This is a genomic window from Enterococcus sp. AZ141 (genome assembly GCF_051714385.1).
Classification (GTDB): domain Bacteria; phylum Bacillota; class Bacilli; order Lactobacillales; family Enterococcaceae; genus Enterococcus_D; species Enterococcus_D entomosocium.
Genome location: NZ_JBIORT010000001.1, coordinates 1,875,455 through 1,897,367, shown reverse-complemented (window position 1 = coordinate 1,897,367; position 21,913 = coordinate 1,875,455). Strand labels below are relative to the sequence as shown.

Here is a 21,913-nt window from a genome sequence, read left to right as displayed (position 1 = left end):
CTTAGTATAAGCCGCTTTCGCCAAAACGTTTCGCTAATTTATTGGTACAAAGTACGAGGATGATCCCAACGATCGATTTAAATAATCCGACGGCTGTTGAGTAACTGTAAGCGCCATTGGTGATCCCCATCATATACACATACGTGTCAAAAACATCTGCTACTGTCCGGTTCAATTGATTGGTCATCAAGAAAATCTGATCAAACCCAGTAGACAAAATTGACCCGATCCGCATAATCAGCATAATGATGATCGTCGAACGAATCGCAGGCAAAGTAATGTGCCACACACGACGGAAACGTCCTGCACCATCCATGATCGCGGCTTCGTATTGTTCCTGATCCACACCTGATAAGGCAGCTAAATAAATAATAGTCCCCCAACCGATCTCTTTCCAAATCGATTGCATCACGATCATGGGGCGGAACCATTGCGGGTCTGAGAGAAAATCGATTTCCACGCCTGTCAACGAAGCGATAAATTGAGTGATCGCTCCATGATCGATGTTGAATAAAATATGCCAAAGACTAACGACGATCGTCCATGAAAGAAAATGCGGTACATAGACGAAGGTTTGAATGGTCCGCTGAAACAGCTTGTTGCGTAATTCATTCAGTAACAGTGCCAAAAAGATTGGTGCTGGAAACGAAAAGAAAATGTTTAAAAAGGCAATCATCAACGTGTTCCACAAGATTCGAAAGAAATCAGGATTATTGAAGAAATCCATAAAATTTTGTGTTCCTACCCATGGGCTATCTGCGATTCCTAAAAAGGGCACATAATCTTTGAAAGCAATGATCAACCCATACATCGGCGCATAACGAAATACTGCAAAATAGATGATCCCGGGAATCGTCAAAATATAGAGCCATTTATTTTGTTTAAAATGGTTGAGAAAACTCCCCCATTGCTCTTTCGTTTTCGGCACTTTTTTTATTGTTGTTTCCATTCATTCTCCTCCTCTAACTCCGCTCCGATCAGTGCTAAACAACAAATCGTATTTAGACCCCACTGTGACAACACATTGGTCGATACCCACGGCATTTCTTTTATTTTTTTCCACGTTGTCGCTGCTTCAATGGTCGCTTCGATCGGCAATGGAACACCCGATTTGTCATTATCAAGCAATAACTGCCAAGCCCTTTGACTGATTGCTTGATCCTTACGCACTCGCCCAGCAAAGGCCATCATCGTCGACGCAAACATTGGCCAGGCAAAATGAGGTTCCGTCAGTACCTCGTTTGACTCTTCTGCTTTTATTTCAGGACTCAAGCTATAAAACCAGCCAAACTCCCCTAACATCTCTGTCCACTCGGGGTCTTCCAGCACTTGAGCAAGTTCTAACCAAACTTGCGGCGCCCCAAAGGAGATGACCATGTGATAGCCGCCAAAATTCCCTGTTCCCATATAAGATAAGGTTTTGTCTTGTGGATCAAATAACACTGTGGGACCAGACAATAGGCGCTGGGGCATGGCTTTGATGCAGGTGATGCCCGTGCGAATTTTTTCAAGGTAAACAGGATCATTCGTCCGTTCCCACTGGGTAAACCAGTTCGAGACTAGCGCAGCCCAATCTGGTCCGATGCGAATCGGTATCCGCTTCGTTTCTCGTTCATAAAACTCGCGCATCGGTGGTAACGCATCAAAAGCATAGGTTTCATTGTCTTTGACTTGTTCCATAATCTCTCCAATGCGTTCATCCGCTGTCAAATAGTAGTAGTAGCGATGGAGACCCGCCATTGAAATTCGAACTTCTTTGGCTTGGCAACCCCAATGAACGACATTATGCCGTGACCCTAATCCTTTGTATTCCCCAGCATGATACTGATCGACTTCTGAAGTATGTCTCGTCATGCTTTCAGCCAGATAGTAGACGCTTGGATCACCAGTCCGTAAAAAATCTAACCAAAGCCACATGTTAGGCACCAATTCAGTGTTTTGCCAAGCGTACCCACCAAGATCGTAGCGCCATTGGTGTCGAAACTGATCATAGGTATGCATGACATCACCATAGTTCCAATAGCCATACCAACCTCTTTGTTGGACTTCTGCTAAATAGAATTGCCGCATCTCAGCCAATTGTTGCTCCAGCAATTGTTTCGTTTTCGTTGATTCGTCTGGTAAACTGATCCTGCCAAAAACCCTCGTCTCTTGATAACGCTCTGGCAATGAAACGAGCTGGGCAGGTTCTTGGTTTTCTTGAGCTAAGCCCAGCAACACTTCTTCTGACGGGGCTTCTTCATAAAGATCCAACCAACAACGCGTCGTATTTGCTACACCAACTGCCGTCGAACGAATCTCTTCCATTCCTTCGTATCCGCTAAGCATATGATCCCGTTTGGAATAGTGCTGAAAATCCATTGGCTTGGCATTCGGTGACCACTGCCACATCGTGATTTGGGTTGCTTTTTGGGTGATGCCTGCCACCTCGATCGCAGATGGTGCTTTTTCCCAAAATTTCTCCATGCTGCAAGCAACGCCGCCGGTTTCTCCCCCAGCGTAAAAGGTACCTGAATAATGCTCGCCATCCCCAATGGGCAACCAACAGTACCCAGCTTCGGTCTGTTTTTCTAATTCAAATGACCGATGATTGATTTGATTGACCCGAAAATTGTCCCAAATAGCATTTTCCACTGCATGAGACAGCATCGGCTCGTCCGCTGGGGTCAATGAAACGAGCTGTCCACTGGCTTGTTCTTGATAGGGAATGTTTTGTTGATAGTGTCGCCGTGAAAGTAACAATTGCGCCGCTTCATGATACACAGCATCTGCAATAAATTTGACTTGTCGATTCCAATTTTCACCTGTCAACGCATAATCAAATGCTATCCCCATGCCTTCATAAGCAAGTGGTTTGATGATAATGACCGTATGAATGATTTCCAATTTGCTGATTTCGCGAAAGATGCGGAACCGTAAAATAAACTCTTGCACCACTTCTTGATCGATCTCAATGATGCCTGATACTTTGATAACGGCTTTCTCGGAACCATTTTCTTCCAACATCAAGTCCGTTACTTTGGACTGCACCTTTTTGTTTTGGTATTGCAGGATTGCGTGAAGATCTTGCAATTTTTTCTGCCCATTGACCGCTACCCAGTCCAATACATTTTTCCCTTCCCCATGTTTCGGGAAGAAGCCTTTGATCGTACCGTTGTCAAAATAAATACCGTTGTAAGCTTTCCTAGCAATCGCCTGTTTCTTCTGGACACGCTGTTTTCTTTGAAAAAGTAACTGCGTCGTTTCTGCCACCAGACCACTGTGTCCTGTCCATTTCACACTGCCATCTGGCCAGTAAGCCAGTACTTTCGTTTGTAGCGGCTCCTCACCCAGCAAAAAAATTTCCTCACTTAGAGCCTCAGGTTGTAAAGCTCCTTTTTCCCATGGATACCCAAAACTCAGCCCACGTTTTCCCTTAGGTTTATTTTTGAGCCATTTCAATGCCATGTTCGATTTCCTCCTCTTCCCTCTCTGCAGGTTGACCTGCATCTTTTTGTTGCTTTAGCTTTCGTTCATTTTCATCAAATAATTTCAAGTAAATCCCCATTGTGCCAATGATCCACATCCCAATACTTAAAAATGGCAGGAGACCGGGGAGAAAAAAACTGATCGTACTACAAATCCCAAACCAAAGGACGCCTAAAAAGGTGCCAATAGGTTGAAAGAAAAGAAAGCGTAGTGAAGCGCCTAGGTACTTCTTCGTTGGGAGCACATAATATTCGTACATGCTAAGCAATGTATTAATCACAGCGATCGCGACGCATTGGCTAACGATCAATAGGATCAAGCCTGTTTGAGTCAATGCCGCTAAAAATCCTTGCTGGATCACTACCATGGGGCACAAATAAAAGAGAATGATCGGTAAGCCCAAGCGATTCGATCGCCAAAAGTTCCTGCGGTAATACCGAAAGAACGTTTGAAAAAAAGGCGGCGATTCCTGTTTAAGGGTTTTCTTTGCTACGTGGAATCCTGCTTGTACGCTAGGCGCCAGTCCAAAGATGATCCCACCTACTAGCGCACCTATAATAACGGTTACATTTATCAGCAAACAATAAAAGACAAAATCTGCTGCTTGATATACTTTCTGCCAATTCATCACCGTTCCTCCTCTAAGGAATATACCTTTAAGTCTTTATAGCGGGCCTTCATTGGCGCCATTTGCCGAAATCCGATCGCTCCTTTGGTTAATATGGGACCAAACTGTTCCTCATCAAGGTACCTTAACACCAATAAGTCGTTGATCCAAAAGGAGATCGTTGCACCTACCTTATCGATTCTTAGGTGATAAAACCCTCGGGCATCTGCTACACTCGGAAGTGGATCTGCGCCTTGGGCGACCAGATGAAACCCATGGCTTTTGCGCAAATTACACGTTTCAAACGCCCGTTCCTCCTCATACTTTCTTCGAAAATAAGAAAGGTGGTAAGCATCGATCCCTCCAGAATGATACTCGGGATATGCCCCGGTTCGTTTGGGTACTCCAGAATCGAAGATCGAGCCACCCTTGCGATTGGCTGCTGCAAAAAAGAGCATACATAAGCCTGGTTCAGCCAGTGGTTGAAACTGCCAGGTGATTCGTAGGTCCGCTGGAAATTGTTGAGGCAGCCATAAAACAAAATGTGGTTGTTTGTTTGATTCTTCAGAATACGTATTCGCCAGAATCATCCCGTCTTGGAAAGTAATTTTGGGCTCTCCTTCAGCAATAAAGTGTTGAATATCTGCTGCTTGATTCAGCGGATTTTCATAGATCAATTTCGCTACCATTTCTTCTTCTCCTTTTATGCGTATATGAGCTGCTTCTCTCTTTTCATAGTAAACTTGACCTACATTTCTAACAATTGACTTTTTTTGAATTCCTTGATATCAAGCGTTAGATTAGGGTTTTCACTTGTTTTTTCCATTTTTTCTTTTCTGATTTCTTACTACCTGTCTCGTCTCACCTGAATAGTACTCCAATTTATTAGCTGAAAAAAATCATTGAAAAAGAAAAAGGTTGAGAGCAAGATCCACTCAACCTTCTTCGACTGTCGTTATTGTGCTTGATGAAGGGCATTCGTTTCTTCCATCAGCTGCGTGCCTCCTTGATTCTTCCAAAGTTCGATCGCAGCTTCCCAACCCACTTCATCGATTTGTCCTGCAATAAATTGAACCCGCGCATCACTAATGATCTGATCAAGCTGTGCCCCTTTTGTTACATACGTATCTGTATTATAGGAGGCTGCTGGGTTAAAGACAGCGTGCTCTAAATCAGCTTCCATCAATGACAATCGTTTTTCATAGCTTTCAGTAGCCGCTTCTGTATCAGGTTTAGCAATATAGTAAAGGGTATCTTCCGTTACATTCATCCCAATTTGTGAATAGCCTTTGACCGCATTGGCTAGCGCTTCAGCTTCTGTTCCTTCTAGTGCGACGGACATTCCGTCCACTACTTCAAAATTGATTCCTTCGATTCCGTTGTTCAGCAATACCTGTGCTTCTTTATCATTTAATTTATCAAGGAACGTCAACACCTCTTTTAGATGTTCCTCTGTCTGGACACTCGACTTAGGAATCGCCAAGAAGCCAGAATAGCCATCTGTCGGTAACGCGTTCATCGTACCGTTATTATCTTTTAAATTCCCTGTAAAGACGACGAGGTCTTCTTCTCCAGCTTGCAATAATTTATTACTGATTTGTGCTGCTCGTGAATACGTATCAATAATGCTCCCACCACGTCCATTGATAAACGGCTCATCCCATTTATCTGCTGCCATAGTTGCAAAATCACGATTGACATAGCCTTGTTCCACCATATCTTTAACAAATTGCATTGATTCTAGGTATTCTGGTTGCATAAAGGATGGCTCTAAAGTGCCGTCTATTTCTTTCCAAGCATTTCCTGCCCCAAACCAAGTAGCTAACACATCGTAAGGACTATTTGAATTGATCGAGCCAGGCCATTGGGGAATAATCAAACCAAACGTATCATTTTCACCATTCCCATCGGGATCGTTCTCAGTAAATGCTTTGGCAATCTCATAAAGATCATCGATCGTTTCTGGTACCTCTAAGTTTAAGTTTTCTAACCAATCTTTTCGGATGATCACCGCCGTCCGCATCGCATCACGTTTCCGATAAATTCCATACACTTTGCCATTCACAGAAGAATTACGCAAAACATCCTCGTTAGACTGAGAGAGATTAGGATAATCAGCTAAATAGTCGGTCAAATCCCAAAAAGCCCCATTTTCTGCTGACTTGATAAATCCTCCTGATTTTCCTTGAATGACCATCACTTCTGGAATATCATCTGAAGCTAACGTAATATTCATTTTATCCTCATAGGATGTATTGGGTGCCCAGGTAATATCAATGTTTTTGCCAGTGTAAGCTTCTAATTGTTTCAAAATCTCGTTGTCACTTGCAGGTGGTTCAGTTTCAATGTACGGCGATAAAATCGAAATCGTATCATAATCTGTTGTGGAACCTGCTTCCTCCTTCCCACATGCCGACAAAAAGGCGACTGATAGTAACCCCAAACCAAGAATCGTACTTAATTTTTTCACTACTTTTCCTCCTTAGATTTTGTTGTTGAGCCCGATTAAATAAACCGCTTTCAATATCAAAAGCATAACGAAAAGCAGGATTTCCAGCAATTGACATTTTTTGCTAATCGTTGATATATGGCTGGGTAGGGAGTTTTGCTCTACATTTGCAGGTATCGTAAATTATAGGAAAAAAGAATAAATAGTTCTTCATGTTCTTAGTTCGCTCAATCAATTTAATTATCGCAGTTTTTCTGATTCCTATCATTCTTAAATTCTCGTTGTAGAAAGGGTAGCCTAAGTACTGATGTTCTTATTCGTGAGAGATTTGGAAACACCTTATCATGAAAAAAAGACCAACTCATTGGTCTTTTTTGATAATTCATCAGTTTTTTAGTACTAAGCGGATCACCACTTATTCATATTTGACAGAAAGAGTACTACCGCTCATACACATCATTTTGATCCAAGGTTGGCGCTAACGCAGTGACGATCGTTTCCACCATCTTTAAGTTCTCAACCCCTGCAATCTTGCCGAACTCATCGGCATGGATGGAAAGATTTTTCAATGTTAGATTGCGGATCGGTTCTGCTGGGCTGGCCTCGATGAAAAAAGCACGCACGCTTTGTTGTCCTGTTTTGGTAGCTTGCACGTTTTCAATAGTAATGTCGCAGACCTTTGCTGGACCTACTGGAATAGCTGGTTGTGCCATCAATTTGTGCCAATAGTCGGGAATCTCTTCCGCATAATCAGCTGGCAGTTCTGGATAACTATAATCTGGGTACCAATTTGTTTGTAAGAGAAAAGGAAAGCCAACATCCTTCATCGTTAAATCCGAAGCAGTGACCTTGCGTATAAATCCACCTCGATTGTTGGCGGATTTGATCCGAAACCCTGCGCCAGTTTGCTCAAAGACGACTTTTTGGATTTTGATCTCTTCGATCCCACCTGAAGTTTCACTGCCAATGGCAATTCCTGAACCGTACCCTAACTGACAGTCTTTGATCGTGATTTTCCGACAGCTTCTTTGCTGGGCTAAGGCTTCTGCCCCACGTCCCGCCTTGATCGAGATATTGTCATCGTTGCAGGAAATGTGAGCATTTTGAATGGTGACTTCTTCACAGGAATCAATATCGATGCCATCGGTACTAGGCCCTTTCCCATTGTCTATCGTGATGCCGTCGATCAATATGTGGTGAGAATACGTGATTTGGGTATTCCAAAAACCCGACTGTACCGACGAAATATCTTTGATGGTTACTTGCTGACTTTCATAAACAAGGATATTCCGTGGACGCTTGCAATCATAATCTGCTGCCCAGCGTAAGCCTCTCTTTGCGTAATCCGCCATCATCCCGCTGGCTTCATCTGTTCCCCAAAACGTTTGCCACCATGTTTCTCCACGACCATCAAGTTTTCCTTTTCCCGAGATCATGACATTTTCTGCGTGAAAAACATTGATCATCGCTGCAGGCCACTTCATATTGATCCCTGCGACCCGATTATTTACTTCGGGATAATCGGTCAGTTCTTGACTACCATACAGAATCGTATCCTCTGAGACAATCAAGTGCACATTGCTTTTTAAAAACAGTGCGCCGATTTGATAGGCGCCGGGTGGTGTAATCACTGTTCCCTGCACAGTTGATGCTTGGTCAATTTCTCGTTGCAATAATTGCGTGATGTCTTCCATTCTTGCTTACCTCCTACGCTTTTGTTTTACGCTACAAATAGGTTTATCGATATCCATGACTTTTAAAAATTTGCGCATCGCCAACCTTTTTTCATCTATCATTTATTTGGATAGAACTAAGTGCTTCTTACTGGCGCTGTCCATCAAGTAAAGCGTTCCTCTTGGCACATCTCGTTGTCTTTTCCCATGTGCTTTCTGGCGTCCTTTTTTCCTACATTCTTTACTATAGTCCCCTTAGTGGCAAAAGAAAGTCCTTTTTGATTTCTGAGGATCGTCTTTTTTTGTAACGTCCTTTCTTGTTAGAAAAATGCGCCTTTTTGTCTACAAAAGCAAAAAGGCGCAACCTGTCAAGGAAGGAAATAAGGTGCTTAACTAACTGTTTCTCATTGGGAAAACCAACGCAGATCATTTCCAAAAGCTTGTTCTACGTGCGTTTCTTTTGCCCCACCATGGATAGTTCGACTGTTTCTTGGCAACTTATTGCGTCACTTATGGCCGCTCGATCAATGATCGCTGCCTCTTTAAAGCTGACCTCCTGACACTGTTCAAAAATCATTTTCTTTTGCCCTTTAGCTGATTCAAAGGCAACTGACTCAAAAGTAACGCGTTGGATCGGTGAAACCTGCTGTGTTTGTTCATCGACAAACCCTTTTAGCTCGACCAAAGGGTTCTGCCCTACGATACGGGTATTCTTGACCAAAATATCCGAAATGATCGGTAACTGTTGTGCTGCCTGACCATCGGCATTGTAAGCAACAGGATGAGCCATGAAACGATCCAACAGGCAATCGGTGATCGTCACTTGACGAATATAGCCACCACGATCATTCTGCGCTTTCAATTCTAGTCCATAAAGCGTATTGGTCAGTTGACAATCTCGAAAAGCGATATTTTCAACACCACCAGATTGCTCACTACCAATCGCGATGCCATGTCCCCCTCGAATAGCCAAATCAAACAGCCGAATATTTTTCGCTGGTCTATTGATCTGATTTCCTTCTGGATTTTTGCCAGATTTGATTGCGATACAATCATCGCCCGTATCAAAAACGGTGTCAAAAATCAGCAAATTTTGCGAAGAATCTGGGTCCCAACCATCGCCATTGTCGATGCCTTTGGACTGAATAGTCACCCCATGGGTCACAACGGTGTCACAGTAAATCATATGAACAGTCCAGCATGGTGGATCACTCAACGTCAGCTCTGTCAAATGGATGTTTTTGGCCTGCATCATACAGATCAAACGTCCCCTTACTCGTCTTCCAGGTTTTCCATCAGAAACATATTCTGGATACTGTTCACGGTCTACATAAGGGTTTCGCATCGCTAGTCCTAATGGATTCCCGCCACCAATGATCGTTCCTTTGCCACAAAGACGGACATTTTCACAAACGATACGCCCTCGATCGCCCCGATCGATATACCCAATGTTGATCAATGAACGAAAACAAAACAATTCCCAGCCTTCATAACGGCTTAATGGCAACCCCTCTTGATTCACGCTTCCTAAATAATCGTGAGGGGCAACCCGATACGTTTCTATGTCGAGGCTTGCTTGCAATGTGCCATCTACCTGAAAAATCATATTGCTTTTTAGCTCCAACGCACCGGAAAGGATCACCGCCCCTGTTGGGATCCAGACTGTGCCGTTGCTAGGACAATCGTTGATCGCTTGCTGGAGAATGGCGGTACTATCTTCTTTGCCTTCGCTATCAGCATGGTATGGTGCTTGCGTAACATCTAACACAACACTTTTTTTCTTTGTACGAAAGGTCGTCGTGACTGCGGTATTTGTAAGCAGACATCCCTGAAGATCGAGGCAGATGATCGTTACTTGATACGTTTGATCGGCAGATAAGTTTGTCAACGTCCAATGCGTCTTGTTTGTTGGTCTGGTTTGGATCAAATCGTTGTCTAAAAACAATTGATAACCAAAAATAGCTTGAGCGTGCAGCGGCTTCTCCCAAATAAGGGTCGCTTGATGAGCGCCGATCGTGCTTGGTACGACATGAAAATCAATTACTTGAAATGGTTCCATCGGTTTGTCCTTTCTTCAACGAATTCATTCAATAGAAAAAAGATATTCCAAAACAGCGAATATCTTTTTCCATACTTATTTAAGACCAGTCGTGCTGATGCCTTCAACAATGTATTTTTGGAAAATAAAGAAAATGATCAACACAGGCAGCAAGGAGACCACAGACATCGCGAACATGGCTCCCCAATTGGAGGTGCTGCTAGCATCCAGGAACTGCTTCAAGGCAATCGATACCGTGTAGTTTTGCGGACGTGTGAGGTACAGCATCGGTCCGATCAGTTCTTCCCATTTCCAATAGAAAGAGAAGATCGCAGCGTTTGCCAAGGAAGGCTTCATCAACGGTAGAATCACGCGGAAGAAAATACCGACCCGTCCACAGCCGTCCATTTTTGCTGCTTCATCTAAATCTGTCGGGATCGCAGAGACGAATTGGACCATCATGAAAATAAAGAAGGCTTGTCCGAAGTATGAAGGAACGGTCACTGGACGAATCGAGTTAAGCCAGCCTAATTGATTAAACCAAAGATACTGAGGCACCATGATGATCTCTTGCGGTAGCATCATCGTGACCAAGATACAAGCAAACCAAAAGCCTTTTCCTTTGAAAGGAATCCGACCAAATCCATAAGAAATGACAGCCGAAGAACAGACCGCCCCTACCATTGAAATCAACGCGATTTGCAATGAGTTGAAAATATAGCGAATGAAGGGAATCCCTGCGATCCCTTCAAACCCCTTGGTAAAGTTTTCTAACGTCCAGCTGCGGGGGATCAACTCCGTTGCCGTTCGAAAAATGTCACTACTAGGTTTAAAGGCACTAAACAGCAGCCAGAAAATCGGATAAAGCATCAGTAATGCAGCAACTAAGATCACGGCATCAAAGAAAAAATTTTGTTTTTGTTCACGCATCAATCAAACCTCCTCGTTTTCTTTAAACACCCAAAATTTCGATGTTGCGAACAACAGAATCGTAATCAACCCAACGATGACCAGTAAAATCCACGCTAAGGCTGAAGCATAGCCCATTTTGAAATCGGTAAAGGCTCGTTGATACATGTACAAGGAATAGACTAACGTGCCGTTACGGGGTGAACCCGTCCCATTCGAAATGATAAACGCAGGTGTAAAGGTCAAAAAGGCCATGATCGTTTGATAGATCAGATTGAAAAAGATGATTGGCGTCAGGACTGGGACCGTGATATTGAAAAACTGTCTGATTTTTCCTGCCCCATCAATTTCCGCCGCTTCGTAATAATCTTTCGGAATATTTTTCAAACCGGATAAGAAAATCAACATCGACGAGCCAAATTGCCACGCTGCTAATAAAATCAAGGTCATCAACGCTAAGCCAGGACTTTTAAAGAAGTAGATCGGGTCTAAGCCGATCGCCGCTAGCACGCCATTGATCAACCCTGAATCGCCAAAAAGATTCCGCCACATGATCGATACCGCCACGCTCCCACCTAAAATCGAAGGGATATAAAATAATACCCGATAAGCGCCGCTTAATTTCGATGGGCGGTTGATCAGCATCGCCACTGCTAATGCGACGATCAGCCGTAAAGGGACTGCCAACACAACATATTTCAGCGTAACAGTCAGTGACTGAACAAACTTGGGATCATTCGTAAAAATCGTTATAAAGTTATTCCAGCCAACAAATTGCGCCTCTGTCAATAGATCATAGTCATGAAAAGACATAAAAAGAGAAATCCCCATCGGGACGATTATAAAAGCAAAAAAGCCAATGATGAAGGGTGAGATAAATAAGTAGCCTGTAACCATATTCTGTTTTGATTCTGGTAATCGATTAAACCAGCTTTTGAGTTTCCCAGGTTCTTTGGCCGTGGGTGATTTTGATTGTAGTTCCATAATTTTCACTTCCTACCTCCTATAGTTGATTACGCTTACAAGTTGATTTTAACGAAGTACTTCTTAAGAATGAATAGAAAAAAAAGCACAGAAATGTGAAAAACTAGAGGACCTATATTTTTTTCCTCCAGTGCTTCTCCTAAAAAAACGCCTTTACTGAAAAAGTCAGTAAAGGCGCCGCATCTATGCTTATTGATAGTTTTCTGCAAAAATTTCTTCGCAGCGTTGCGTAAAGGCATCATAAGTTTCTTCTGGTGTCATCGTGCCATAAGTGATCTCTGCGTACAGCTCTTTAAAGTACGTGTTGATTTCAGCAAACCCAATTGGTGGGATTGGGGATGGATCACCGACGATGTCTGCAATATCATCTAAGAAATCAGAGGACTCTTGTTCTTCTGGTGTCATGTCGGCATAAAGCAATTCTTTGATGGCATCATTGGAAGGAATTCCCCGCTCAGTACCGATGATCTTATTGGCTTCTTCACTATTCACTAAAAAGTCAACAAACTTCGCAGCTGCTTCTTTTGATTCAGAAGCATTCGCGATCGAATAAAAGAACCCTGGTCGATACGCCATCGCCCCGTTTTCTGAGTCAAAAGGACGAGCCAAATTGATTTCGACATCTTCTGCGGCGGAGGCTTTATAGGTCAAGTATTGATTGGACCAAGTCATCATATAAGCTGCTTTTCCTTGTGAAAACGGATATTGATCCATACTGTTGGCATTGCTAGTCACTTCTGCGGTTGGCATTGCTTTGGCTTCCGTAAGATCTGCGATAGCCCCCATAAATTCAACCCAGTTTTCTTTGGTAAAACCGATCTCTGGTTTGCCGTCTGCATCGTATTGGTATAGATCTTCGCCTTTAGTACGTAAAAAGTATTGCAAAATCGTACTGTTGTCATTGTTATCGTTCCAACCGTAATCACCTGTTGCTTCAGCGATCGCTGCCGTACTTTCTACAAGGTCATCGAAGGTATAATTGCTAAAGTCAATCCCAGTGCCCCCTTGTTCTACCAATGATGGATTGTAGAGCATCGCCATAGTATTGACAGAAGTTGGTATGCCGAAAACGTTTCCATCTAACTCGCCTGTTGCTAAAATCGATTCTTTGATATCATCGGTTTGAATCTCATTGCCGATAAATTCCGACATATCTGCTAATTGATTTTTCGTTCCATATTGCGCAATGTACTGCACATCCATCTGGATCACATCAGGTAATTCTCCAGAAGCCGCTTTTGTCGCTAGTTTTTTCCAATGGTCATCCCAAGAACCATATTCATATTCAACTTTGATGTCAGGATTTTGTTTCTCAAATTCTTTGATCGATTCGATATACTTCTCGTGTCTGACTTCTGAGCCCCACCAGGTAAAGGAAATCGTCGTTTTCCCATCTGCATCAGCTTCTGAGCTTCCGCTACTATTGCCGTTATTGCCACAAGCTGCTAAGGTCGCACCAAGAAACAACAAGCTCGCTGCTTTTAAAAAAGTTTTCTTCATTCTTCTACACTCCTTTTTGTTTGCGCTTACAAGGTGATTGTAATGGAAATCCTCGTTAATAAAAATGAAAAAACAAGAGCAAATATGTGAAAAACTAGACTGTCGTTTTTGCTGAAGGCTAAGCCTTCACGGGCAATAGCTAGAAAAAAATAGAAAAACAGATGAAAAATGTAAAAAAACAGACATGCTCTATTTTTTCCAATATACTATGCTATACTAGCGTTGAAAAGGCTTACTTTTCAAAAAACAAGGTAGGTGGAAACAATGAAAAAAATACAAACCGGACTGTTTCGTCTTTTTACGGTAACAGCTTATTTTGCTAAATTAAACCTTTTATGGCTTTTCTTTACCCTTTTAGGGTTGGGGATTTTTGGCTTCGGTCCTGCCACCGCTGTCACGATCAAATGTTTACATGATTTTCGTAAAACTGGTCATGACTATTCAGCTGTTGCCTTCTGGCAAGCCTACAAGCAAGCCTTTCGCACCTTTTCCCTTTTTGGCATTGGACTATTAAGTACAGTACTCCTGTTGTTGTTTAACTTACGGATTACTCATTTTTTCCCGACTGAAATGGCTTGGCTGCGTCCTGTCTATTTACTTTTAACGATTCTCCTCCTTTACACTGCATTCATCAGCTTTATGACCTATGCCAAAGCCGAACAACACGCTTGGAAACAGACCTTGTACGTCAGTATCTTTCTAGTCTTTCGCTACCCACTGCAAGGCCTTGCCTTGTTGTTTACCTGGTATTTATTGTTTCTCTTATTGACTGCCAAAACCTCTTTGTTACTCGTCTTTGGACTGGTGATTTTCTTGTTCTTCGCTGAATTTTTTCATGGTCAGATGATTGAAAAAACCAAACAATTGCAAGCAAAGCGAGGCAGTGTCCATGAAGTCCCAGAAGCTGATCAATCACTTTAAAAAGCAGCCTTTTGAGCGACAGTTACATTTTGTCTTTTTTGCGACGGTGGCAATTATCGTCTCATTGGCTGTTCTCCTGACCTTAGTTTGGCGACAAGTCTACATGGCGCAGCTGAAAGAAGCCGCGTATAAAGATGTCTCGATCATTTCAACAAATATCGCCAAGCGTTTAACTGCCGTCGAAACCCTCTCTTTTCGCATTATCGATAGTGCACCGATCCAAAATGGCCTACAAAGGATCTTGGCACAAGATTCCTTGCAATCCTTAGAGGCGATCGACCAAAAGAATGCCTTAAGTGCAGAAATCAACGCCCTCGTACGCAATGAATCAACGATTCAAAACGTCTATCTCTTTACCCCAACGAACGAAAACATGATCAACTTTCTAGCCGAGACCGACCATATCTTTAATGGCCAAACCATCAAAGATATGATCGAGACTTTGCCCGATAAGCCTGCCAAAGGGAGTTGGTTTTTTGCAAAGGACCTTTCTCAAGGTGTCTACCTGCGAAAAATCTATTCAACAGCCGATCTTTCTTTAACCTATATTGGTACGGTGATATTTCTAGTGAATACGTCCTTCTTTCGTAACGAGATCGAAAGTCTTCCCATTGTCTCCGAACAAAACCAATTTTTCATGGCGTATCAGAACCAATTTTATAGTACCGCAAATGACGAGCAAACCGTAGCTGCGTATCAAAATACCTTGCAGCAAAAAATGGAAACCTTCCAGCGATCGATCGGCTCCATGACGTTTGATAATCGCCAGTACTACTACGCAATGGATCGGAAGACGATGCCGAATATGACCTTCATTTATTTACTGCCTGAAAATCAAGTCTTAGCTGATCTTTATAAACTACAAGGCCTTTCCATCGCTGTGAGTTTGCCTTTTTTATGTTTGATTATTGTTGTGATTCGGAAAATAAGCAATCAGCTGACCCGCCCTTTAGCTGACTTGGCTTCGCAAATGGCCGTTCTGCGGAAAACGAAAAAACTGGCCTCTTTAAAGACCCTCGCTGTCCCAGAAAATAGTCAAGAAGAGATCATGGTCCTTTATGAAAGCTACAATACGATGATCGATGAATTAAATGCCTTGATCAAGGACAATTATGAAATGCGTATATTGTCCCAAGAAATCGAATTTAAAGGATTGCAAGCGCAATTAGATCCACATTTTCTATACAATACGTTAGACTCGATCAACTGGATCGCCATTGAAAATCAGCAGTGGCAGATCTCAGAGATGGTCACCTCCCTTGCCTATTTGTTTCGAAAAAAAATCGATACCAAGTCTGACTTCACAACGCTACAAGATGAATTAGATATCGTGCACGCCTATATCAATATTCAAAACGTTCGCTTCGGGAAACGGATCGAGTATATCGAAGTAATTTTGGTGAATGACTTGTCCTTTAAGATTCCTAAGTTACTGATTCAACCATTGATTGAAAATGTCTTTAAATACGCCGTCAATGATATGAAGGAGACATGTCGCCTCGTCCTTACGATTGAACAACAAGCAACCTTTCTCCAAGTCAGTGTCTCTGACAATGGCCCTGGTTTTAAAGCCAACTTCTCGATTGAAAAAGAAGGCGGCATCGGATTGACCAATATTCAAAAACGATTGCAACTGCATTATGGTGATCAAGCGTCCTTAGCCATCGTCTCCTCGATTCCCTTCAAAAAGACGACGGTGCGCTTTGTGATCCCCTTAAAAGGAGTGAGTGAAACATGAAAAATATCCTCGTTGTTGACGATGAACCCTTGATAGCAAATGGTGTGGCTAACCTCGTTGCTTCTTTTGATTTCCCATTAGTGGTCAAAGGAATTTACACAGACAGTGAAGAAGCCTTGGCATTTTGTCAGCAAAACACCATCGACATCGTGATTACCGACATCAATATGCCTAAAGTCAATGGACTTGCCTTGATCAAAAAATTAAAAGCCATCAATCCTGCGATTCAAATCATTATTTTGACAGGCTTTGGCAGCTTCTCCTTTGCCAAAGAAGCGATGGCTTTAGGGGTCAAATTTTTCCTTGAAAAACCTGTTTTTCCGAGCAAGCTTTCAGAAGCGTTGGCTGAGACGATCGAACGTTCTGAACGTCGTCAAATGGAATCTACCCTCTATTTAAAACAACAAATTGAACAATACATCAATAGCTGCGGAGAAGAACCGCTGCCTGAATCGTTCGTTTTTCCATTTTGTATGTACTTATTTGATTCGAAATTCTATCACGCCATCGCCAAGCGGATCGAAAGCTATGAGAACCATCACGAGTTGGTGATCGGTCATCAAAACAAAGTTGGCTATATCCTGAACTTCAGTACGGAAAATACCTTTAATCTCTTTTTTAAAACGAAGGTACAGGCTGCGCATCTAGGAAAAGGGATCGCCATCAATTGCTGGGTCGAAACCCCCGAAAAATTTTTACTCAGTTATCATTTAGGCAAGCGGAACTTGGATAAGGAGTTTTATTTTGATACCTTTGAAGTCATCCAAGAAGCCCAAATCTCACAAGAAAATGTCTATGAAAATAGTCTCTATATGGAATACCGTGAAAAACTTTTGGCATTGATCGACAAAGGCGAACTGACTTTAGCCCAAGTTCTTACGGAAAACTTTTTTTCTACCTGTCGCATGGAGCTTTACCCTGTCCAACTATTGCGGCTGCAGGTCAACGATTTGTTATCGGCAATTTTTGAAAACCATCGCATCAAAAAAGACATCTACTTTGATGACTATTCCCCAAAGATCATGCTCTTGAATAATTGGCACGAACTCCAGTTTATGCTGCTTCACTGTATCGATTTGATGCGGGGCAGCTTAGACGATAGCGAGAACATGCAGCTGTCCCAAAAAGTCAACCTGATCATCGAAGAATATTATGACCATGAAGCATTGTCATTGAAATGGATCGCCGCCCATCTTTTGTACTTAAATCCTGAATACTTAGGAAAAACCTATTACAAAGAAACCGGGATTCGCTTCAATCAAAAATTAGCCGAATACCGCATCCAAAAAGCACAAGAACTGCTGAAGAAAAACTACAAAGTCTACGAAGTGGCAGCGATGACGGGCTTTAGTAATGCCCCCGAATATTTTGTTCAAACGTTTAAAAAGATTACCGGTATGACACCAAAGAAATTTTTGAAGCAGCAAGAAAAAGCACTTCTCTCTTAACGTTTCTTCTATCCGAAATGACTGTGTTGCTATTTCAACAAAAGAGGTAGTCCGCTCACATTCGTGAGCGAACTACCTCTTTGACTAACCAGTAATTGATGTCAAACAATTGATGCGACCGTGTTCGTTTTAAGAAATAAACATTTTTGTCTAGCTTACAGCGTAAAGACTTCCTTTAACTCCTGTGTCACTGGCGAATCATCCGGATTTGTTTCCATAAGTTCTGCCATGTACTGCCACCATTTTTGGTTGATCTCGGTTGCCGCTAACTGCTGCCAGCGGGTTTCATCTTCAATCTCAAGGTAGCCAAACAACGCAAGGCTTTCTGGATCTAAGAAAATCTGGTAGCTTTTCGCCCCGTGTGCTATGAGCTGCTCTTTTAGTTCTGGCCATAGTTCGCGATGCCGTTTTTCATATTCTGCTTCATAACCAGGATGTAGCTTCATCCGAATCGCTTTTTTGATCATCTTTGTCTGCTCCTCTCTTTATTACGTAAGGTGTTCTGCTTAACAAAATGAAACCAATAGTTCAGTAAATGCTAAAACTGTCAGTGATTGCCCGTAAGGCATTGCTGTAATCGCGATGTTTTTGTAGTACGCCAAGTCTTCTCCCATTCCAGTACCGATGGAAACATTTTGGACTTCTCCATCTTCTGCGACTTGTTCGATCAAACCGGCTAACGCTTTATAGGCAACATCTTCCCAAGCTTTGTCAATGTAACGCTTATGAACGGCTTTTAAAATCCCATAGGCAAAACCAGCCGTCGCAGAAGCCTCCACATACGAGCTAGGATCATCTAACAAGGTGTGCCACAAACCACTTTCATCTTGCATTTCTTGCAAGGCAGCTAGTTGGTCTAAGAGGGTATTGATCAAGAAGCCTCGTAACGCATCTCCTTCTTGCAAGTCGAGAATGTCAATGATCTCAGGAATCGCAATGGTGATCCAGCAGTTGCCTCTTGCCCAAAGCGCTTGCGCATAATTGTGGCGTTCTTCAAAGGTCCAGCCGTGGAACCAAAGACCAGTTTTTTTATCAACTAAGTATTTGATATGGATCATAAATTGTTGTTTTGCTTCTTCGATATAGGCCGGACGATTCAGCAACATGCCAATTTTCGCCAAAGGCAAAGCGGTCATCATCAAGGTATCGTCCCAAAGCTGGTTGCGATTTTCTGGTCCATAGGTCGCATGCTGCAGACCATTTTCATCGGTTCGCGGCATATCATGCATGACCCATTCCGCCCATTGTTCAAGGTACGGCAAGTAACGAGAATCTTTGGTGTCTTCATAAAGATACGCCATTGCCAAAAGCGGCGCCATCGTGTTGACATTTTTAGGCGGCGCGCCTTCTAACATCCGCTGCTCAAACCATTCTTCCACAACTTGGAGCGCTTTGGGATTTTTGGTGATTTGGTAGTTTTTATAAATGCCGTATAGTCCCACCCCTTGCGGCCAGTTCCAAATCCCCCAGCTTTTATCATCAACGATCAAGCCGTCAAATTCTAATAGAAATTCGCCATTATCATCCTTGATCGTCGTTAAATTTTCGATCATGCGATCAATTTTTTCTTCTACAACACGTTTTTCCACAAATAACTGTTCTAAAATCACCATTGGGTTCATCCTCTCATTTCTCTTTGATAGATTGATCGTAACACGCTTACATTTACACAAAAATAGCAGTTATTGACACTTTACTATCTATTCTTGTATGATAAAAACAAACGAGTACGAAAGGAGCCAATCATGGAGAAGCAAAGTGCGGATACGATGATCAACGATCGTTTTGAGGCCTTTCATATCAAAGACATCGTAGAAGAAAACAATACCCTTTATCATTACCATAGTTTTTATGAGATTCACTGTACCTTAAAAGGATCAGCGGTCTTCTTTATCGATGGCGGAGAATTCCCTCTAGAACCTGGTACGATCATCTTGATTCCTCCAAACGTCTTGCATCGAATCGTTCATCAAACTTCTGATTTTTTCGAGCGAACCTACCTGTATATCAATCCTAGTTATCTCGCTGCCCTCTCCACTACCCAAACAGATCTCACTGCCTGTTTTCGTAGCAACGGCGGCATCAACAGTCGTATTTTATCGATCGATGCCGACCAACTAGACCAGCTATTGCGTCCTTTACGCAAAAAAACGGATAGCAATTATGGCACCGACTTACTTTATCAAAATCATTTGATTGCGTTTTTGATTTCCATCAATACGATTGCCTATCAGGAAAAAGAACCGCTATTTTTATCCGACTCACTCTATAAAAATAAAGACATTTTGGCTGCTATTACCTATATCAATCAGCATTTGACCGCTGATCTCTCCTTAGAGACCGTCGCCAAAGCCCTTTTCATGAGCCCATACTCGCTTTCAAGGACCTTCAAAAAAGAAACTGGCGTCGCCTTTCATGCCTATGTGGTAAAGAAACGACTCTTAAAGAGCAAAGAAATTTTACGTAAAACCAGAAGCGCCACCGCCACGTTCGAAGCTTGCGGCTTCAACTCCTATACCCATTTTTTACGCTGCTTTAAACAAGAATTTCAGCTGACACCAAAAGAATTTTTACAAGAAGAAGCCCAAAATCAGTTTGTCCGTTTTACGCATTTTGCAGGGAAAAAATAGCACGCCGTTGCAAAGCGCCAATCATTGGCTCGTGAAAAAAGAGTTGCTGCTTCCCTTTCCTGATGTTAGATGACACAATACAAAAAGAATGACACGAGGAAATGTGTCATTCTTTTTGTATGCTATAAAACTTCCCCATTTGAAGCGATCACTTTTTTATACCACTCAAAGGATTTTTTCTTGGTTCGTTTCAAGGTGCCGTTGCCTTGATCATCTCGATCCACATAGATAAAGCCATAGCGTTTACTCATTTGACCGGTACTGGCTGCTACAAGATCAATACAACCCCAAGTAGTATAACCAAGTAGTTCCACGCCATCGATCATCACCGCATCTTTGAAGGCTTGAATATGTTTTTTTAAATAGTTGATCCGATAATCGTCTGCGACAAACCCGTTCTCATCAGGGGTATCGATCGCCCCTAACCCATTTTCTACGATAAACAACGGTTTTTGATAGCGATCATACAATTGATTCAATGAATTTCTCAGTCCTAACGGATCAATCTGCCACCCCCACTCAGTCGATGGTAGATGTTCATTTTTAATTGATGGAAAGAGATTCCCGGTCGCTTGCGCATAGTCTTCTGGATGGGCACTGACCGTTCGCGAACAGTAATAAGAAAAACTGACAAAATCAACAGGAGAAGCCGCTAAAATCGCCTCGTCTTCAGGTGTCATTTTGATCGTTAAGCCTTCTCGCTCAAATTTTTTCAAGGCATAATTGGGGTATTTGCCTCGGGCTTGCACATCGATAAAGAAATAGCCTTCGCGATCACGATTGATTGCTTCTTGGTAATCTTCAGGTCGGCAAGTATAAGGATAATGACTGCCGCCAGCCAGCATACAGCCGACTTTATTGGTCGGATCGATCTCATGAGCTTTTTTGGTTGCTAAGGCACTGGCGACTAACTGATGATGCGCTGCTTGGTATTTGATTTCTTGACGATTGTCCCCTTCTTTAAAGACGATCCCGCCACCTACAAAGGGCTGATGCAGCAAAATATTGATTTCATTGATCGTCAGCCAATATTTGACCAACCCGCGATAGCGCTGGAAGACGGTTTCCGCATAGGTCACATAGAAATCAATGAGCCGACGATTTTTCCAGCCCCCAAATTCCTTGATCAAATGCAGCGGAACATCGAAGTGGGCAATCGTGACCAATGGCTCGATTTGATGTTTTCTCAATTCTTTGAAGATTTTCTCATAAAAAAGCAGTCCTTCTTCGTTGGGCTCTTCGTCATTGCCATTTGGAAAAATCCTTGACCAAGAAAGTGACATCCGATACACGTTAAAACCCATTTCGGCAAAAAGGGTAATATCTTCCATATAATGGTGATACATATCAATGGCCGTTTGGGCTGGATAAAAAGAATCTTCCTGCCATTCTAACATCTTCAACTCACCAGCAGCGACTCTTGCGCGATCAGGACCAGTTGGTAAGAGGTCGACATTTGATAAGCCACGTCCTCCTGCTAATACACCACCTTCTGCTTGATTGGCAGCCGTTGCACCGCCCCATAAAAAATCATCTGATAATCCCATG

At 42.6% G+C, this 21,913-nt stretch carries 17 protein-coding genes; 4 read left to right on the top strand and 13 right to left on the bottom strand.

What is annotated here, in order from left to right; all coding sequences use genetic code 11:
• Nucleotide 1 precedes the first annotated feature (1 nt).
• The 10 genes from IGI89_RS08865 to IGI89_RS08820 all read right to left on the bottom strand — a co-directional run bounded on the left by IGI89_RS08865 (nt 2) and on the right by IGI89_RS08820 (nt 13,628).
• On the bottom strand, nt 2–949 hold the full coding sequence (locus IGI89_RS08865; protein ID WP_005234199.1) for an ABC transporter permease: 948 nt from the start codon (nt 947–949) through the stop codon (nt 2–4).
• Entirely contained in the window at nt 934–3,447 is a 2,514-nt protein-coding gene (locus IGI89_RS08860; protein WP_438735551.1) for a hypothetical protein, read from the bottom strand. Before IGI89_RS08860 ends, IGI89_RS08865 begins: the two co-directional genes overlap by 16 nt.
• Complete coding sequence (locus IGI89_RS08855; protein WP_194199249.1) at nt 3,422–4,096, bottom strand: YesL family protein; 675 nt, start codon at nt 4,094–4,096, stop codon at nt 3,422–3,424. Before IGI89_RS08855 ends, IGI89_RS08860 begins: the two co-directional genes overlap by 26 nt.
• Nucleotides 4,096–4,764, bottom strand: coding sequence for a DUF1961 family protein (locus IGI89_RS08850; RefSeq protein ID WP_429968044.1), 669 nt, complete (start codon nt 4,762–4,764; stop codon nt 4,096–4,098). Before IGI89_RS08850 ends, IGI89_RS08855 begins: the two co-directional genes overlap by 1 nt.
• Nucleotides 4,765–5,030: 266 nt before the next feature.
• Entirely contained in the window at nt 5,031–6,545 is a 1,515-nt protein-coding gene (locus IGI89_RS08845; protein WP_438735550.1) for an extracellular solute-binding protein, read from the bottom strand.
• A 419-nt stretch (nt 6,546–6,964) separates the two neighbouring features.
• Nucleotides 6,965–8,218 carry a glycoside hydrolase family 28 protein gene (locus IGI89_RS08840; RefSeq protein ID WP_438735549.1) on the bottom strand — a complete coding sequence of 418 codons (1,254 nt, stop codon included), beginning with the start codon at nt 8,216–8,218 and terminating at the stop codon, nt 6,965–6,967.
• A gap of 424 nt (nt 8,219–8,642) precedes the next feature.
• The gene (locus IGI89_RS08835; protein ID WP_438735548.1) at nt 8,643–10,256 is read right to left on the bottom strand and encodes a glycosyl hydrolase family 28 protein; all 1,614 of its coding nucleotides are present in this window, start codon (nt 10,254–10,256) and stop codon (nt 8,643–8,645) included.
• A gap of 75 nt (nt 10,257–10,331) precedes the next feature.
• Nucleotides 10,332–11,165, bottom strand: coding sequence for a carbohydrate ABC transporter permease (locus IGI89_RS08830; RefSeq protein ID WP_438735547.1), 834 nt, complete (start codon nt 11,163–11,165; stop codon nt 10,332–10,334).
• Nucleotides 11,166–11,168: 3 nt separating this feature from the next.
• Nucleotides 11,169–12,128, bottom strand: coding sequence for a carbohydrate ABC transporter permease (locus IGI89_RS08825; protein ID WP_016621592.1), 960 nt, complete (start codon nt 12,126–12,128; stop codon nt 11,169–11,171).
• Between the two features lie 189 nt (nt 12,129–12,317).
• A complete protein-coding gene (locus IGI89_RS08820) occupies nt 12,318–13,628 on the bottom strand; it encodes an ABC transporter substrate-binding protein (protein ID WP_016612696.1) in 1,311 nt (436 codons plus the stop codon).
• A gap of 264 nt (nt 13,629–13,892) precedes the next feature.
• On the opposite strand from IGI89_RS08820, the gene IGI89_RS08815 reads away from it, so the two are divergent.
• Genes IGI89_RS08815 through IGI89_RS08805 form a run of 3 tightly spaced genes read left to right on the top strand, consistent with a single transcriptional unit; the run spans nt 13,893 to nt 17,735 of the window.
• Complete coding sequence (locus IGI89_RS08815) at nt 13,893–14,549, top strand: DUF624 domain-containing protein (protein ID WP_010749870.1); 657 nt, start codon at nt 13,893–13,895, stop codon at nt 14,547–14,549.
• Complete coding sequence (locus IGI89_RS08810) at nt 14,518–16,287, top strand: sensor histidine kinase (RefSeq protein ID WP_438735546.1); 1,770 nt, start codon at nt 14,518–14,520, stop codon at nt 16,285–16,287. Before IGI89_RS08815 ends, IGI89_RS08810 begins: the two co-directional genes overlap by 32 nt.
• Nucleotides 16,284–17,735, top strand: a complete 1,452-nt coding sequence (locus IGI89_RS08805) for a response regulator (protein ID WP_005234181.1) — start codon at nt 16,284–16,286, stop codon at nt 17,733–17,735. Before IGI89_RS08810 ends, IGI89_RS08805 begins: the two co-directional genes overlap by 4 nt.
• A gap of 155 nt (nt 17,736–17,890) precedes the next feature.
• Here the strand turns inward: IGI89_RS08805 and rhaM are convergent, their stop codons facing one another.
• Complete coding sequence (rhaM, locus tag IGI89_RS08800) at nt 17,891–18,202, bottom strand: L-rhamnose mutarotase (protein WP_061053170.1); 312 nt, start codon at nt 18,200–18,202, stop codon at nt 17,891–17,893.
• A 39-nt stretch (nt 18,203–18,241) separates the two neighbouring features.
• The gene (gene bglB / locus IGI89_RS08795; protein ID WP_438735544.1) at nt 18,242–19,348 is read right to left on the bottom strand and encodes a beta-galactosidase BglB; all 1,107 of its coding nucleotides are present in this window, start codon (nt 19,346–19,348) and stop codon (nt 18,242–18,244) included.
• 132 nt (nt 19,349–19,480) lie between these two features.
• Between bglB and IGI89_RS08790 the strand changes: the two genes are divergently transcribed.
• Nucleotides 19,481–20,365 (top strand): AraC family transcriptional regulator, encoded by an 885-nt coding sequence (locus IGI89_RS08790; protein ID WP_008380738.1) that lies wholly within the window; start codon nt 19,481–19,483, stop codon nt 20,363–20,365.
• Nucleotides 20,366–20,487: 122 nt separating this feature from the next.
• Here the strand turns inward: IGI89_RS08790 and IGI89_RS08785 are convergent, their stop codons facing one another.
• Nucleotides 20,488–21,912, bottom strand: coding sequence for a 6-phospho-beta-glucosidase (locus tag IGI89_RS08785; RefSeq protein ID WP_005234174.1), 1,425 nt, complete (start codon nt 21,910–21,912; stop codon nt 20,488–20,490).
• Nucleotide 21,913: the final 1 nt, after the last annotated feature.

Bases quoted from the DNA above. Each gene is read 5' to 3' on its own strand.
- IGI89_RS08865 (WP_005234199.1), bottom strand. From the start codon at position 949: ATGGAAACAACAATAAAAAAAGTGCCGAAAACGAAAGAGCAATGGGGG.
- IGI89_RS08860 (WP_438735551.1), bottom strand. From the start codon at position 3,447: ATGGCATTGAAATGGCTCAAAAATAAACCTAAGGGAAAACGTGGGCTG.
- IGI89_RS08855 (WP_194199249.1), bottom strand. From the start codon at position 4,096: ATGAATTGGCAGAAAGTATATCAAGCAGCAGATTTTGTCTTTTATTGT.
- IGI89_RS08850 (WP_429968044.1), bottom strand. From the start codon at position 4,764: ATGGTAGCGAAATTGATCTATGAAAATCCGCTGAATCAAGCAGCAGAT.
- IGI89_RS08840 (WP_438735549.1), bottom strand. From the start codon at position 8,218: ATGGAAGACATCACGCAATTATTGCAACGAGAAATTGACCAAGCATCA.
- IGI89_RS08835 (WP_438735548.1), bottom strand. From the start codon at position 10,256: ATGGAACCATTTCAAGTAATTGATTTTCATGTCGTACCAAGCACGATC.
- IGI89_RS08830 (WP_438735547.1), bottom strand. From the start codon at position 11,165: ATGCGTGAACAAAAACAAAATTTTTTCTTTGATGCCGTGATCTTAGTT.
- IGI89_RS08825 (WP_016621592.1), bottom strand. From the start codon at position 12,128: ATGGAACTACAATCAAAATCACCCACGGCCAAAGAACCTGGGAAACTC.
- IGI89_RS08820 (WP_016612696.1), bottom strand. From the start codon at position 13,628: ATGAAGAAAACTTTTTTAAAAGCAGCGAGCTTGTTGTTTCTTGGTGCG.
- IGI89_RS08815 (WP_010749870.1), top strand. From the start codon at position 13,893: ATGAAAAAAATACAAACCGGACTGTTTCGTCTTTTTACGGTAACAGCT.
- IGI89_RS08810 (WP_438735546.1), top strand. From the start codon at position 14,518: ATGAAGTCCCAGAAGCTGATCAATCACTTTAAAAAGCAGCCTTTTGAG.
- IGI89_RS08805 (WP_005234181.1), top strand. From the start codon at position 16,284: ATGAAAAATATCCTCGTTGTTGACGATGAACCCTTGATAGCAAATGGT.
- rhaM (WP_061053170.1), bottom strand. From the start codon at position 18,202: ATGATCAAAAAAGCGATTCGGATGAAGCTACATCCTGGTTATGAAGCA.
- bglB (WP_438735544.1), bottom strand. From the start codon at position 19,348: ATGGTGATTTTAGAACAGTTATTTGTGGAAAAACGTGTTGTAGAAGAA.
- IGI89_RS08790 (WP_008380738.1), top strand. From the start codon at position 19,481: ATGGAGAAGCAAAGTGCGGATACGATGATCAACGATCGTTTTGAGGCC.
- IGI89_RS08785 (WP_005234174.1), bottom strand. From the start codon at position 21,912: ATGGGATTATCAGATGATTTTTTATGGGGCGGTGCAACGGCTGCCAAT.